The sequence below is a fragment of the Brevibacterium daeguense genome (assembly GCF_021729135.1).
GTDB classification, from domain to species: domain Bacteria; phylum Actinomycetota; class Actinomycetes; order Actinomycetales; family Brevibacteriaceae; genus Brevibacterium; species Brevibacterium daeguense.
This window is the reverse complement of sequence record NZ_JAJTWW010000003.1, coordinates 219009-232615: the sequence shown is the minus strand read 5'-3', so window position 1 is coordinate 232615 and position 13607 is coordinate 219009. Positions and strand designations below refer to the sequence as shown.

Annotated in this window: 12 protein-coding genes; 4 read left to right on the top strand and 8 right to left on the bottom strand. The window is 66.0% G+C overall.

What is annotated here, in order from left to right; all coding sequences use genetic code 11:
- Position 1: 1 nt before the first annotated feature.
- Together qcrC and ctaE are read right to left on the bottom strand one after the other, a co-directional pair.
- On the bottom strand, positions 2 to 787 hold the full coding sequence (gene qcrC / locus LXN01_RS04715; RefSeq protein WP_236863413.1) for a cytochrome bc1 complex diheme cytochrome c subunit: 786 nt from the start codon (positions 785 to 787) through the stop codon (positions 2 to 4).
- Between the two features lie 51 nt (positions 788 to 838).
- A complete protein-coding gene (ctaE, locus tag LXN01_RS04710) occupies positions 839 to 1477 on the bottom strand; it encodes an aa3-type cytochrome oxidase subunit III (protein WP_439098453.1) in 639 nt (212 codons plus the stop codon).
- 362 nt (positions 1478 to 1839) lie between these two features.
- Between ctaE and trpD the strand changes: the two genes are divergently transcribed.
- Complete coding sequence (trpD, locus tag LXN01_RS04705) at positions 1840 to 2931, top strand: anthranilate phosphoribosyltransferase (protein ID WP_236863411.1); 1092 nt, start codon at positions 1840 to 1842, stop codon at positions 2929 to 2931.
- Here the strand turns inward: trpD and LXN01_RS04700 are convergent.
- On the bottom strand, positions 2905 to 4641 hold the full coding sequence (locus tag LXN01_RS04700; RefSeq protein WP_236863410.1) for a DEDD exonuclease domain-containing protein: 1737 nt from the start codon (positions 4639 to 4641) through the stop codon (positions 2905 to 2907). The two genes, trpD and LXN01_RS04700, sit on opposite strands and share 27 nt — an antisense overlap.
- Before the next feature lie 125 nt (positions 4642 to 4766).
- Here LXN01_RS04700 and LXN01_RS04695 point away from each other — a divergent pair, with 125 nt between their 5' ends.
- The gene (locus tag LXN01_RS04695; protein WP_236863409.1) at positions 4767 to 5066 is read left to right on the top strand and encodes a hypothetical protein; all 300 of its coding nucleotides are present in this window, start codon (positions 4767 to 4769) and stop codon (positions 5064 to 5066) included.
- A 12-nt stretch (positions 5067 to 5078) separates the two neighbouring features.
- Here the strand turns inward: LXN01_RS04695 and LXN01_RS04690 are convergent, their stop codons facing one another.
- Both LXN01_RS04690 and LXN01_RS04685 read right to left on the bottom strand, forming a co-directional pair.
- Complete coding sequence (locus LXN01_RS04690; RefSeq protein ID WP_236863408.1) at positions 5079 to 5501, bottom strand: hypothetical protein; 423 nt, start codon at positions 5499 to 5501, stop codon at positions 5079 to 5081.
- Positions 5498 to 6310: an alpha/beta hydrolase gene (locus tag LXN01_RS04685; protein ID WP_236863407.1), complete on the bottom strand. Its 813-nt coding sequence runs from the start codon at positions 6308 to 6310 to the stop codon at positions 5498 to 5500. Before LXN01_RS04685 ends, LXN01_RS04690 begins: the two co-directional genes overlap by 4 nt.
- A 208-nt stretch (positions 6311 to 6518) precedes the next feature.
- Here LXN01_RS04685 and LXN01_RS04680 point away from each other — a divergent pair, with 208 nt between their 5' ends.
- Together LXN01_RS04680 and LXN01_RS04675 are read left to right on the top strand one after the other, a co-directional pair.
- Positions 6519 to 7244 carry a lysophospholipid acyltransferase family protein gene (locus LXN01_RS04680; RefSeq protein ID WP_236863406.1) on the top strand — a complete coding sequence of 242 codons (726 nt, stop codon included), beginning with the start codon at positions 6519 to 6521 and terminating at the stop codon, positions 7242 to 7244.
- Between the two features lie 207 nt (positions 7245 to 7451).
- Positions 7452 to 8027: a MerR family transcriptional regulator gene (locus LXN01_RS04675; RefSeq protein WP_336885230.1), complete on the top strand. Its 576-nt coding sequence runs from the start codon at positions 7452 to 7454 to the stop codon at positions 8025 to 8027.
- 239 nt (positions 8028 to 8266) lie between these two features.
- On the opposite strand, the gene LXN01_RS04670 is transcribed toward LXN01_RS04675, so the two are convergent.
- Genes LXN01_RS04670 through LXN01_RS04660 form a run of 3 tightly spaced genes read right to left on the bottom strand, consistent with a single transcriptional unit; the run spans position 8267 to position 13491 of the window.
- Positions 8267 to 9253, bottom strand: coding sequence for a ParA family protein (locus LXN01_RS04670; protein ID WP_336885229.1), 987 nt, complete (start codon positions 9251 to 9253; stop codon positions 8267 to 8269).
- A 9-nt stretch (positions 9254 to 9262) separates the two neighbouring features.
- Positions 9263 to 12358, bottom strand: a complete 3096-nt coding sequence (locus tag LXN01_RS04665; protein WP_236863405.1) for an AAA family ATPase — start codon at positions 12356 to 12358, stop codon at positions 9263 to 9265.
- Positions 12355 to 13491 (bottom strand): exonuclease SbcCD subunit D, encoded by a 1137-nt coding sequence (locus LXN01_RS04660; RefSeq protein WP_236863404.1) that lies wholly within the window; start codon positions 13489 to 13491, stop codon positions 12355 to 12357. Before LXN01_RS04660 ends, LXN01_RS04665 begins: the two co-directional genes overlap by 4 nt.
- Positions 13492 to 13607 lie beyond the last annotated feature (116 nt).

Genomic DNA, 13607 nt, shown 5'->3' with positions numbered 1-13607 from the left:
GTCACTTCGGCCGCGCCGAGAGCCAGACGGTCATGCCGATGACGGCGGCAAGCCCGAAGAACCAGACGAACAGGCCTTCGGCAACCGGTCCGAGCGAACCGAGCTTGGCTCCGCCGGGCGACGGGGTCTCGGAGATCTCGCGGACATAGGTGATGACGTCGCGCTTCTGCTCCGGGGTCAGGTTGGCGTCGTTGAAGATCGGCATGTTCTGCGGGCCGGTCTGCATCGCCTCGTAGAGGTGCTTCTCGGACACCTCCGAGAGGTTCGGCGCGTACTTTCCGCGAGTCAGCGCGCCGCCGGATCCGACGACGTTGTGGCACATGGCGCAGTTCGTGCGGAAGAGCCCGCCTCCGGCGGCCGCGTCACCCTGCGAGGTGTCGAGGTACTCGTCCTCCGGCACTGCCGGACCGGGGCCGAGCGATGCGACGTAGGCAGCGAGCTGCGAGGTCTCCTCTTCGTTGAACTGGGGTTCCTTCACCTGAGCCTGCGGTCCGCTCATCTGCAGCGGCATCCTGCCCGTACCGACCTGGAAGTCAACGGCGGCGGCGCCGACGCCCACAAGACTCGGTCCGTTCTCTGTTCCCTCCGCGCTCATGCCGTGGCACGTCGCGCAGTTCGTGACGAAGAGTTTTTCACCCTCCTCCACGTCGGAGGCGGTGTACTCCTGCGCGCTGGCCGAGCTGTTGCCGGTGAACACCGCGTAGGCTCCGCCGGTGAGCAGCAGGCCAAGCAACAGGAGTACCACCAAGGCCATCGGATGCCGGCGTCGTTCGGCTAGAAGCTTCACTAGTTATTCCTTTACTTGCTCAAATCAGAAGGGCGATGTCTCAGAAGGTGATCACTGCAGGATGTAGATCACAGCGAAGAGGCCCACCCACACGACGTCGACGAAGTGCCAGTAGTACGAGACGCAGATCGCGAAGACAGCTTCACGATGGCCGAAGCGCTTGGCAGCGTAGGTCCGACCGATCACGAAGAGGAACGCGATGAGTCCGCCGATCACGTGGAGACCATGGAAGCCCGTCGTGAGGTAGAAGACAGAGCCATAGGCGTTCGAATTGATCGCGACGCCTTCCGAGACCAGCGTGGCGTACTCGAACACCTGACCCGAGACGAAGATCGCGCCCAGGATGAACGAGAGGTAGTACCACTCGCGCATTCCCCACTTGGCGATGTTGAGGATGCCTCCGGCGCGTCGCGGCTGGAAGTGCTCCGCCTTGAAGACGCCGAGCTGGCAGGTCACCGAGGACAGCACCAGGATCGACGTATTGCCCAGGGCGAAGCCGAAGGCCAGCTTCTGAGTCTCAGCTGCCCACAGGTCGGGCACGACTGACCGGATGGTGAAGTACATGGCGAAGAGCGCGGCGAAGAACATCAGCTCGCTCGACAGCCAGACGATCAACCCAACGGTTGTCGAATTCGGCCTGTTGACGACTGGATGAACCGGCGCTGTTTGAGATGCAGTGGCAGTTGACACGGGACCATTATTACCTAGTCCGCAGGCTAAATTCACCTTTTACTCAGGTTCGGGCGGCACTTTTTCTACACCGTGTAGCGAGAACCGCGAGTTCTCGCGGTTCTCGCTGATCGCCCGACTGCCGCGTGCGTTTCGCGTGTCGGACGGAGGAGGCCGGACAGCGAGCAGCGGAGTCTGCAAGCGGACAGGGGCGCGACGTGCGCAGGCGCCGGCTGTCCTCTCCTGACGAGAGCATCGCCTGCGCATGAAGCAGGCCGGCGACCGTCACCCGATTGGGCGGGCTCTTCGGTCGAGTCGTAGCATTGACGGGCCGGGTCCTTCGACCCGTCGTCGTGCAACGAATGCAGAAAGGCACAGTGTCTATGACTCCGCACTCCGAACAGCTGATTGAGAGCACCGTGGTTTCGGATGTGCGCAACTGGCCGGATCTCCTGGTGGCACTGATGGAGCGGAAGGACCTCGACGGCGCCACCGCCGCATGGGCGATGGACGAGATCATGTCCGGCACGGTCCCCGACGTCACGATGGCTGCCTTCCTGGTGCTGCATCACAGCAAGGGGGAGACCGTCGAGGAGATCACCGGCCTCGTCGACGCAATGATGTCGCACGCCGTCACCCTCGAGGGTCTCAGCGATGCCGTGGACATCGTCGGCACCGGAGGAGATCGCGCCAAGACGGTGAACATCTCCTCGACCGCATCGTTCATCATCGCCGCATCCGGTCAGCCACTCGTCAAGCACGGCAACCGCGCTACGTCCTCCGCCTCCGGCTCGGCCGACGTGCTCGAAGCGCTCGGTCTGACGCTCGACCTGACTCCTGAGCAGACCACTGCGCTGGCCAAGGAGGTCGGAATGGCGTTCTGCTTCGCCAACGTCTACCATCCGGCGATGCGTTTCATCGCGCCGGTTCGCAAGGCGATCAAGGTGCCATCGGCCTTCAACATCCTTGGTCCGCTGACCAATCCGGCGCGGACCAGAGCCACTGCGATCGGAGTCGCCGACAGGTCCATGGCTGCACTGGTGGCGGGGGTGCTGGCTCGGCGAGGGGATTCGGCTCTGGTGTTCAGGTCCGGCGACGGTCTCGACGAACTCAGCAATACCGCTGTCAACGACGTCTGGGAAGTGCGCGACGGCGACGTGCGGCACAGCACCTTCGACGCGACTGATCTCGGATTCCCCCGGGTCACGAAGGACGATCTCCGAGGCGGCGATCCCCAGCACAACGCGCGGGTCATGGAGAACGTGCTGGCAGGAGAGCACTCTCCTGTCCGCGACGTCGTGCTGCTCAACGCGGCCGCCGCGCTGGTGGCAGCGGCCCCGTCCGCCGACGGGGACCTGGGTGAACGATTGGCGGCGCAGGTCGAGAACGCTGCGCGAGTACTCGATTCCGGTGCGGCCGAGCGAAAGCTGCGCGAGCTCATCGAAGCTTCACACCGCTGGAGCTCTGCGGACTGAGGACAGCGACCCGAGCGCCTGTGCGTGCCCGAGCCGCGGTTCGCACAGGCTGTCGGATGTGCGCACCAGCCGAGTGGAGCCGTCTCCCAGCCATGCATGGAGGAGCCCGGTTTCCTCGTCGAGTGCCGCAGTCAGTCCTGGAGAGGGGCGCTCGACGAACTCGGCGGTCCGGCACAGAGCCTCGATGGCAGGATAAGGATTGACGTCGGCCGCGACTGCGCAGCTTCCTGCCAGCCGCCCCCATCGGATGACCGCGATCTCCCATCCGCCCGTTGATCTCGGCGCTGCGGCGACAAGTTCTTCGACCCGGGCCAGCGCGGCACGCTTTTCTGCTGAAGCCTGTGCTCCGAACAGCGCCATCATCGCGTCGCGGACCCCTGCCGCCTCCTCGTAGCGCTGATCGACGGTGAGCTCCGTCATTCGCTCACGGCACCTGCCCAGCACATCCGACGGGAGGCCATGAAGCAGATCGGTCACCCCCGTCAGTGCCGCGAGATAGGCTTCACCGTCCCAGTCTCCTGAACACGGTCCACCGCAGCGCCCGAGCTCCCCGGAGACGCATGGGGTGAATCTGCTGGACCCCGTCTTCTGCGTACACTGCTTGAGCGGATACAGCCGTTCCAGCAGCAGCTTGACCTCGGCAGCCGCGCGATGCGAGCGGAAGGGCCCGAGGCGCCGCCCGTTGCCTGCATCAGGACCAGGGTCGGATCGAGTGAGCGACAGCCGAGCGAACGGCTCGTCCGTCAAGCGCACCCACGTTCGGCGCTCGGGGTGCTTCGACCGGCGGTTGTACGGCGGCGCGAGCTCAGCGATGAGGCGAACCTCGCGAATCCGGGCTTCGACGACAGTGTCGCAGGGGATGGCACTGACTTCCTGAGCCGCGGTGATCATCTCCGCCATGCGGCCCCGCGTCTCTCCCGCGGTGAAGTAGTTCCGGACTCTCGTGCGCATGTTCGCGCTGACTCCGACGTACAGCACACGGCGCGAACCGTCGAGGAACATGTACACGCCCGGCACCGCCGGCACATCCTTGGCCAGATGCACTTTCGTTCTGCGCTTCTGCCAGCCGGCCGGCTTGAGCCGGGACAGCTCCTCCAACGTCGTGATGCCGAACGACCCGAACCTGTCGAACACATGGTGCAGGATCTCCGATGTTGCCCGGGCGTCTGCCAGAGCGCGGTGATTGGGCTCGACCGCAGTGCCGAAGTGAGCGGCCAGGGTGCTGAGCTTGTGGTTGGCGACCTCGCCGCGCGGCACAACTTGGCGCGAGAGCTTGACCGTGTCGAGAACCGGCGGATCCGGCCAGGTGTAATCGAGCGATTCGCACGCTGACCTGAGGAATCCGATGTCGAACCCGGCATTGTGGGCAACCAGCACAGCGCCGCGGCTGAACTCCAGAAAAGACGGGAGAACTGCCGACAGAGACGGTGCCTGAGCAACCATGCCGTTGGTGATTCCGGTCAGACGTTCCACAAAGGGGGAGATGACGCTGTTCTCCGGTCGCACGAGCGTGGCGAATTCCCCGATCACCTCACCGCCGCGGGTCTTCACTGCGCCGATCTCCGTGATGTCCGTTGAACCGGTGGTCTCCAGATCAACCACGACGAACGTCACGTCCGCGAGCGGTGTGCCCAGATCCTGAAGCGTGAGCTGGCCGGCAGAGCGCGGGACGTGAACGTCGAACAGGGCAGTCGGATGCTGAAGTGCCATGGCCCCAATGGTTGCACGACCTTCGGACACGTCCGGAGGCCGTGTCCGCGGGTCGTCCTACTGTCGAGGATGACGGTCACGAGTGCAGACCGCACCCACAAGAGCGATCCACGATCGGAGATGCCATGTTCATCGAATGCACGAACCCGGAGCACCGAATCGACGCGCGGACGGGAAACATCGTCTGCGGAGACCCTGAATGCCTCGTCGCCGCTTCGCATGCCCTGCCGGATCCCATGGACCGACTGCCGCCCACGCCGCCGGAGTGGATCCTCAGCTCGCCCGGTCGCCTGGACCATTCCGAAGTGGAGGCGCTGGCGGTTCTCGGCGACTTCGGCCTCGTCCCGCAGATCGTCGCTCCGGACATCGTGGACGCTGATGTCGACTACGTTCCCTGGTCACCGATCATGCACCGGGCGGGCTGATGCCGCCGGGCATCAGACCCGGGCGCCGTCGCCCTCGGTGCCGCGCTCGTCCGGAAGGTTGAGGAACAGCAGCAGTCCGCTCACCAGGATGACGGCGAGCAGGACCAGCACCAGGTACCCGGGTATCGGACGGAAGAAGATCGCACACACGAGCAGCGTTCCGATTCCACCGAGGACCCCGACGACTGCGAGGACGAACAGGGGCGGAGCCTTGCGCCAGCCGACCTGCTCAGGTTCGGGCGCGTGCCACTCCTCGTCCTCCGCCAGGCGCTCCCGAATCTCCTCCGCGGACATCTCAGGGACGAATCCGGCCTCCGAGTTCAGACCGGCCACCAGCTCTTCCCAGTCCGCATCGGGAACGCGGTCCTGCTCCGGAATCCGCTCCCAGTCGGGAACATCTTCGGAGCCGGGACCCTCATCGCGCGGATCGTTCATCGAGCGTCCTCGGCGCGCGCATCCGCGCCGTCTGCCGCATCGCGCCGCACCCTTTCGCACATGTTCCGGATCTCCTGCAGGATGAGGTGGTCGTCGTAGTCCAAGGTCGCAACGTGGTAGCTGCTGCGCAGAGTCACGACCTTGAGCGGGCAGCGGAGCCGCGCCCGCAGCTGCCTCAGGGACCACGGGCCGACGACGTGGTCACCGGCGGAGACGCAGACGGTGGTCGGAACGCGGACCTTCCACAAGCGCTGAAGCAAGCGGCGCTGTCCTCGCTGCAGGGAGGCCACCGCTCGCAGCGGAGTCCTTGGATACGCGTGCTCATCCTCTCCCGGGCGGGCGATGTCGTTCCCGATGGCCGTCACGCTCCGGACGGCGTATTTGAGCACCGGCAGCAGCGGGGCGACGGCGCTGTCGATCCTCAGAGCCGGATTGACGAGGACAAGCCCCCCGACGGGAGCATCGGATGCCGCGATGTCCAGAGCGAGTGCTCCTCCCATGGACAGTCCGACCACCACCACCGAGGAATACCTTTCCGCGAGCGATTCGAGCTCGGCCGCAGCGGAGTCTCGCCAGTCCTCCCAGCGACTCGAGTTCAGCTGCTGCCAATTGGTCCCGTGCCCGGGCAGGAGGGGAACGCGGACCGCGTACCCCTCGGAGGCAATCGCACGAGCGAGCGGTCTCCACGCCGCAGGTGATCCGGTGATCCCGTGGAGGAAGAGCACTGCGACGTCAGCGGTGTCCGAGTCGGAGGACAACGGTTCGATCGCCGCGAGGCCCGCAGGTGAGCTGAGAGAGTCGTCGTCCATGAGACCAGAATGCCACAGGGTCTCGGAGTGCGGTCGGGTGCGCAGAAGCGGCATCAAGGAGGCTCGGACAGCAGGAAACGTCTCTGCTGCGACGAATTCGGGAGGCGTCATCAGCAGTGCAGCTCCGGGCTCCTTGCGACACAGAAGGAAGGGGCCCCGACCGTATAGTAGTGTCGGATCGTCCGCCGCCCGATGTGAGAGGAAGAGCGTGTTCTACTGGCTGCTCAAGAGGATCTTCGTCGGGCCCATCCTGCGAATGCTGTTCCGCCCGTGGACACGCGGTCTGGAGAACATCCCTGAGTCAGGCGGCGCGATCATTGCCGGCAATCATCTGTCGTTTCTCGATTCGATCTTCGTGCCGCTGGTGGCGCCCCGCCCAGTGGTGTACCTGGCGAAGAAGGACTACTTCACCGGACGGGGCGTCAAGGGGATGCTCACCCGCTGGTTCTTCAAGCTGACCAATCAGCTGCCCATGGACCGCTCCGGCGGTTCCGCATCGGAAGCCTCGCTGCACTCCGGTTTGAAGGTTCTGCAGAGCGGGAATCTGCTCGGCATCTACCCGGAGGGAACTCGAAGCCCCGATGGCCGCCTCTACCGGGGCCGAACCGGGGTGGCCCGACTGGTGCTCGAGGCCGGTGTGCCCGTCGTTCCGGTCGCACTCATCGGGACGGACAAGGTGCAGCCGCAGGGACGCAAGGTTCCCCGTCTCCGCCGTGTCGGGGTGGTATTCGGCAAAGCCATGGACTTCAGCAAGTACGCGGGCTTGCAGCAGGAGCGGTTCCTCCTGCGCTCGATCACCGACGAGATCATGTACGAGATCCTGCGGCTCTCCGGACAGGAATACGTCGACAGCTACGCTTCGACGGTGAAGACGCGGCTGCTCTCGGCGAAGAAGCTCACGGCGGAGATCGAGGCCGGGGAGCCGGAATCCTGAGCGCCGGCAGTCGTTCGATTACTCGGGTAACGACGACACGCTGGAATCGTTATCCGGCGCTTCGTTGTCCGACTGCCCGGGAAGCCATAAGTTCATTGTTGTAAGTTCCCCCAGGCTCAGACGCTGCGTGTGCGGTAGAATCAGGTAATTCTCCAAACGGTGCTCGTCAGGCCCTGCTTCCCCCAGGGGTGAAAAGGAGGAGTCGGTGTGAACCGCTCAAGTCAGGAACCTGCTCGTTCCAAGTCAGTGCCGCCGGCAGCGCAAGGGCTGCTGTTCGACGATGACCTGCCGCAGCTCGATGAAGAAGCCGGATATCGCGGACCCACAGTGTGCCGCGTCGTCGGCATCACTTACCGACAGCTCGACTACTGGGCCCGGACGGATCTCGTCGTTCCGTCGATCAGGACAGCCACCGGCTCAGGGTCTCAGCGGCTCTACAGCTTCCGGGATATCCTCGTCCTCAAGATCGTCAAGCGGCTACTGGACACCGGCGTTGCGCTCAACCAGATCCGAGTTGCGGTCGGTCACCTCCGCGAGCGGGGGATCGAAGACCTGTCGCAGATCACGCTCATGAGCGATGGTGCGAGCGTGTTCGAATGCACTTCCGCCGATCAGGTGATCGACCTCGTGCAGGGCGGCCAGGGTGTCTTCGGCATCGCTGTCGGCCGAGTGTGGCGAGAGGTCGAGGGAACGCTTTCGGAACTGCCCAGCGAGCGTCCTGACGGCGAGCTCCAACCGCTCGACGAATTGGCCGAACGCAGGGCCCGCCGCAAGTCGAGCTGAGTCGGGGAAGCCTCAGCCGCCCGGGAGGGAATCGTTCGGAACCTGACACGCAGCCAAGCCCTATGAAGGCCACGACGTTGGTCGTGGCCTTTGTCATGGGCGCAGGAGCCCTGTTTCAGGATCGGCTGCGAGAATCGCATCGAATTCGGATCGAAAAGGGGGGAGCAGCACGGTGCGTTGAAGCGAGCCACTGGTCGAGCAGCATTGCAGATCGTGTGACCGCGCGGTGGACACGGCTGCTAGCGCGCGGTGCTGCCGTGGCTCACCGGCTTGTCGCGCAGACTCCCCATCTCCGCCGGATCGGCTGAAGAAGCGCCGTCTGGGTTCGTCTCAGCGGTTTCGGCACCCGGCCGGACCCCCGCGTTCACGGTTCGGCTGCCGGATTGCTGCGCAGCGTCCTGCCCCGGCTCGCCGACGCGGCCGGCTGACCGGTTCGAGCGCTTGAGGTTCTCGCTCCGAAGTGCCCGATCGAGGATCCTGTCGAAGGACGAAGCCAGGTCAGCGGCAGGCTTGCCCGGCCACGAGTGGATGGGCCGAGCAGAGCCTTGGGCCTGCTGGAGGACGGTGCGCTCCGGAAGCGGGGGAGACATGACGAGAGGTCCGAACATCTCTTTGAGCTCGGAGTACCGGTAGGCGTGCTCACGTGAGTTGGGTCGCACCCGATTCACGACGATGCCGAGAGGCTGCAGGTCGTGCGCGCTGCGCTTGCGCAGCTCGTCGGTGGCCCGCAGTGCTCGGTCAGCGGCCGCCACTGAGAACAGCCCCGGCTCGGTGACGATGAGGACTCGGTCACTCGCGGTCCACGCTGCTCGCGTCAGACCGTTGAGCGAGGGAGGACAGTCGATGAGCACCAGGCGGTACCCCGTGGCGACCTTGGCAAGCGCTTCCTTGAGTCGCCGCAGGTAGCGGTCGGACAACGACGGCCGGTCGAATTCGGCCGACCTCGGTGAGCCCGGAATCACGTCGACGTGTCCGGGCTTGTCGCCCACCCACCCGCTGGGGACAACTGCTTTGTCGAGGATGCGCGACTTGGGCGCCGCCAGGACGTCAGCGATGTCGACTTCAGTGGTGACGGGCACGTCCAACCCGGTGGAGGCGTCAGCCTGCGGGTCGACATCGACGACGAGCGTCGGAATGCCGCGGCTGTACGCCGCTGAAGCCAGACCGAGCGTGACCGAGGTCTTTCCGACCCCGCCTTTGAGACTTGAGATACTGAGGACGAGCACGGTACAACGTTAGCCGATCAGGGGGCTGGGTTCACGAACCGACGCTCGGGCGATATCGCGGGGAGTGACTTCAGCGTCGATATCGACGCTGATTGAAGAGCCGGTCGGCGACGACCGCACCGTCACGTGGTTGGGGATCGCCTGCTGCATTCCCTGCACGTGAGAGATGACGCCGATGGTACGGCCACCTTCGCGGAGCTCGTCGAGGATGCCGAGGACTTCGGCGAGCGAATCCGGGTCGAGCGAGCCGAATCCCTCGTCGATGAATAGCGAATCGAGTTGGATTCCGCCCGCCGCCGCTCTCACTGTGTCGGCGAGCCCCAGTGCCAGCGCAAGAGCCGCCATGAAGCTTTCACCGCCCGACAGGGTCCGCGTGTCGCGCTTCTCCTGTGTGAAGCGGTCGACAACCTGGAGCCCGAGGCCCGCGCGCTTCTCACGCCGGCGCAGCGCGTCGTCGTGAATGAGGCTGTAGCGGCCCCTGCTCATCTTCTCCAGCCGCTCGGAGGCATTGGCTGCGACGTCGGCAAACAGGGCCACGAGCGCGTAGGACGACAGGGGCATCCTGCGCAGATTGTCGGGCGATGTGGCCTGCACCACACCGGCGAGAGTGACGTCTGCGCGCAGGTCGTCCAGGCGCTCCTCCGTGTGCTGAGCGCCGTCCAGAAATTCCCGGCGGAGCCGGCGCACGTTCTCGAGGCGTTCGCGAGCGACGGCACGGTCCTGGACTGCCGAGTCCGTTCGGGCACAGGATTGGGTGAGGCGGAGGTCTGCCTCCTCAGCCTGCCGGGTGATCTCGTCATCCGCGGCGTGATCGTCGGAGGCTCGATCGAACCATGCGGATTCGCGGAGGAAGGCGATTCGACTCGCCATCTCCTCGTGGCGCTTCAACTGCGCCGCTATCGCCGCCGCATCGAGAGACCGCGCCTGGACGTACGCATCCTCGGAGACGAACGGGGATTCCGCGAGCCGGCTGCGGAACTGACCTGCACGCTCTGCAAGCTCGTCCGCTGCAGACTGCGCCGCCGCCGCGGCCTCCGCCGCTGCAACGGCGAGGGAGGTGACTTCGGTGCCGAGCCGCTCCAGAGCCACGGCGTCAGCGGCAGTTCTCGGGGCCTGCTGTCCTAGTCGTGCGATGCTGTCCTCCGCATGTGCTTCGCGCACCGTCCTCAGCTGCTCGAGCTGGCCCTCGAAGCCGGCTCGCGTCTCCTGAGCTCTTCTCAGCGCGTCGTTGAGTTCCAGCATGCGGGTTTCGTGCTTCCCCGCCTGATCCTCCGAAGCTGCCAACTCGGCTCTCATCCCGGTCAGCGTCGCATGCCTGTCGTTGAGCGTTCGGAGCTCCTCGACGGCTTCTCGGTGCCGTTCGGCGGCATCCTCCACGCTCTGCCCGCCGGACGCTTCGAGCGCGACCCGCAGCTGCTCGCGCACCCGAGTGAGGTTCTCCTGCGCGGCGGCGGTCGCAGCTTGACGCGCTTCCCACACCGCATGGGCCTGTTCCTCGTCTTCACGTGTCACGGAGTCGGCGGATGGTTCCGCCGCGGCCGGGTGCGAGGTCGAGCCACAGACCGGGCAGGGAGATTCGGGGGAGAGCGAAGCGGCCAGCTCTGCCGCGATCCCCGCGATTCGCTGGTTCCGCCTGGTCTCGAAGGCGATCCGGGCCGCGCCCTGGTCCTCCTGCCGCAGCCGAACGAGTTCCTCGGCCCGCGCGGATTCGGTCTCCAGCCGGGCGAGCTCCTGGGATGCGGACAGTTCCCGCTGGACGACTTCGAGCCGCTGGCGCTGATGGTGGATCCGGGTGACCAGGCTCGCTTCACCGTCGAGGGCGCCGCGGAGCTCACTGATGCGCGTGCGTGTCCTCGCATCCGCCGCGCGCAGTTCATCTCGCGTTCGAGTGAGCTCGAGCTGTTCGGCGGCCAATTCGGAGATGCGCGCGCTGACCGCGGTCTGCCGCTGGAACCCCTTCGCGATCGTCTTGGCTGCACCACAGAGCTCTCTTCCCGCCTCAGCGAGGTCGGGCATGTCGAGTTCGCGGACTTCGCCGGGCAGGCGGCAGAGCACCGAGTCCAGCCGCCGTTCCGCTTCGATCTGCTGCGCGGACTTGGCGGCACTGCGGCTCCGCGCCCGCACGAGCTCCCTGTGCAGCGGCTCCAGGCGCGAGGCATGGCTGACGAGCTCGTGCTCGCGCGCGGTCCGGCTGCGCTGCTCGGCCTGTTCGCCATAGTCGGCTTCGAGCTGCCGCAGCTCCTTCAGCTGGCGACGCGCAGTCTGTCTGTCCGCGGCCACGCGTGCGACGGACTCCGCCTGCTGCTGTTCGCCGCGCGCCAGGGCCTCCCGTTGGGCCGCGACTTCGGCGCGTTCTCGACAGATCGCCTCACCGGCTCCGAGGACCACGTCGACATCGCTGGTCGATGGATGCTCCGACTCCCGTCCCGGGACCGGCTCCCCGTGGATCTGCTGGACCTGCGCCATGAGGAACGAGCGCTGTTCGGATGTCTGCTGGATCTCCGAACGCGCCTGCCGAGCACGTTCACTGAGCAGCCGTTCGACCTCGGTGAAGTGCTCCGTGTCGAACAGCTTGCGCAGAACCGGCTCCCGGTCTTTCGGATCTGCGCGCAGGAAAGCAGCGAAATCGCCCTGCGGCAGGAGCACGATCTTGGTGAACTGCTCTGCGTTGAGCCCGACAGCGCGATTGATGTAGGCCTGCACCTCGTTCATGGTGCGGCCGCGTCCCGCCCAGTCCGTTCCGTCCCATTGGGACAGCAGGGCCTTGGGACGCTCCTGCACGGTGGTCGAGCCTCGTCTGCTCGGCCTGTCGTAGGCGGGGTTCCGCTCGATCTTCCAGCGCCTGTCGCCGGCGGTGAATACGAGGGTGACGACAGTGCGCACACCGGGAGAGGCGAACTGTGAGCGCAGCTGGGCGGCATCGTTGCGGGCTCCGGGCACCCGGCCGTAGAGCGCGAAGGTGATGGCGTCCAGGATCGTGGTCTTTCCGGAGCCGGTAGGCCCGTTGATGAGGAACAGACCGTCACCGGCCAGGAGGTCGAAATCGATGCTGACCGTTCCCGGGAACGGCCCGAACGCGGTCAGTTCGAGCGAGTGGAGTCTCATGCGTTCTCCCGACGGGCCGCGGCGAGTGCCGATTCGAAGCGCGCGACCTGACCCGGTTCGGCGGGACGGCCGGTGACATCGGCGATGAACTCGGTGAACACCTCGGAGTCGGTGCGTGCGGCGAGCTGGGCGGGAGTGCTCTGACGGATCGGACCGAGCGAGGGGGCGTTGGAATAGGTCAGCCGCAGCAGGCCCGGGTACGCCTCCTTCAGCTTCCCGAGAGCGTTCTCCGTGCGCTGCTCGTCGGTGAGCTCGACTGCCGTCAGGGCGTCGGCGTAGTCGACCGCGCGCGCGAGCACGTCAGCGATCGGACCGCGCACCGTCTCCACCCGGGTGAAGCGGGGGATGGCGATGGTGTCCACGACAGGCACCGCGCCGAGGAAGTCGACCAGGAACATCATCTTGTCCACGGTCGCCTCCGAGAAGGAGTAGGGCACCGGAGAGCCGGAGTATCTGACCGTCGGGGTGATCGCCTGAGGCTTGTGGAGGTGTCCGAGCGCGGTGTATGCGGTGCCGGCGAACACCGATGCCGGCGCGATGCCGACACCGCCGATGCCGATGTCTCTCTCCGACTCGCTTCCCTCACCGCCGCCGACGAACGCGTGGGCCATCACGACGAGGGGAAGGCCGGGGAAGTGGGTTCCGGCATGGTGGCGGACCTGCTCCATCGCCCACCCGAGCACGGCTGTATGGGTTCGCTCCACCCCGAAGCGGGAGTGGACCAGCCCCGGTTCCAGATAGGGGATTCCGTAGACGACGATCTCCGGAAGCTCCGCGGAGGGCAGCGGTACGGGCCAGGTGATGTCGGAGAGTCGGGTGCGGATATGGAGTCCGACCGAATCGAATTGCCGGCGCCCGACACCCAGCCGCACGAACGAGTCATGGTTGCCGCTGCTGACGACGAGGCGGACGCCGGCTGCCAGGAGTCGCCCGACCGCGTCGTCGAACAGCTCCATGGCCTCCGGGTTCGGGATCGCCCGGTCGTAGACGTCGCCGGAGACCAGGACGGCGTCGACCTGTCGGTCGGTCGCGGTGTCGACGAGGAAGTCGAGGAACCGCGACTGATTCGCGTGCTGATCGACGCCGAAGAAGGTCCGCCCAAGGTGCCAGTCCGAGGTGTGGAGGATGCGCATGGGGTCAGGCTAGCCAATGGTGCGGACACGGTCGGGTCCGGCGACCACAGTCGGAGTCGGAGACCGGATTCGCGAACCAGCGCCCCGCCGACGGGGCGTTCCTCGGCGTCTGTAGA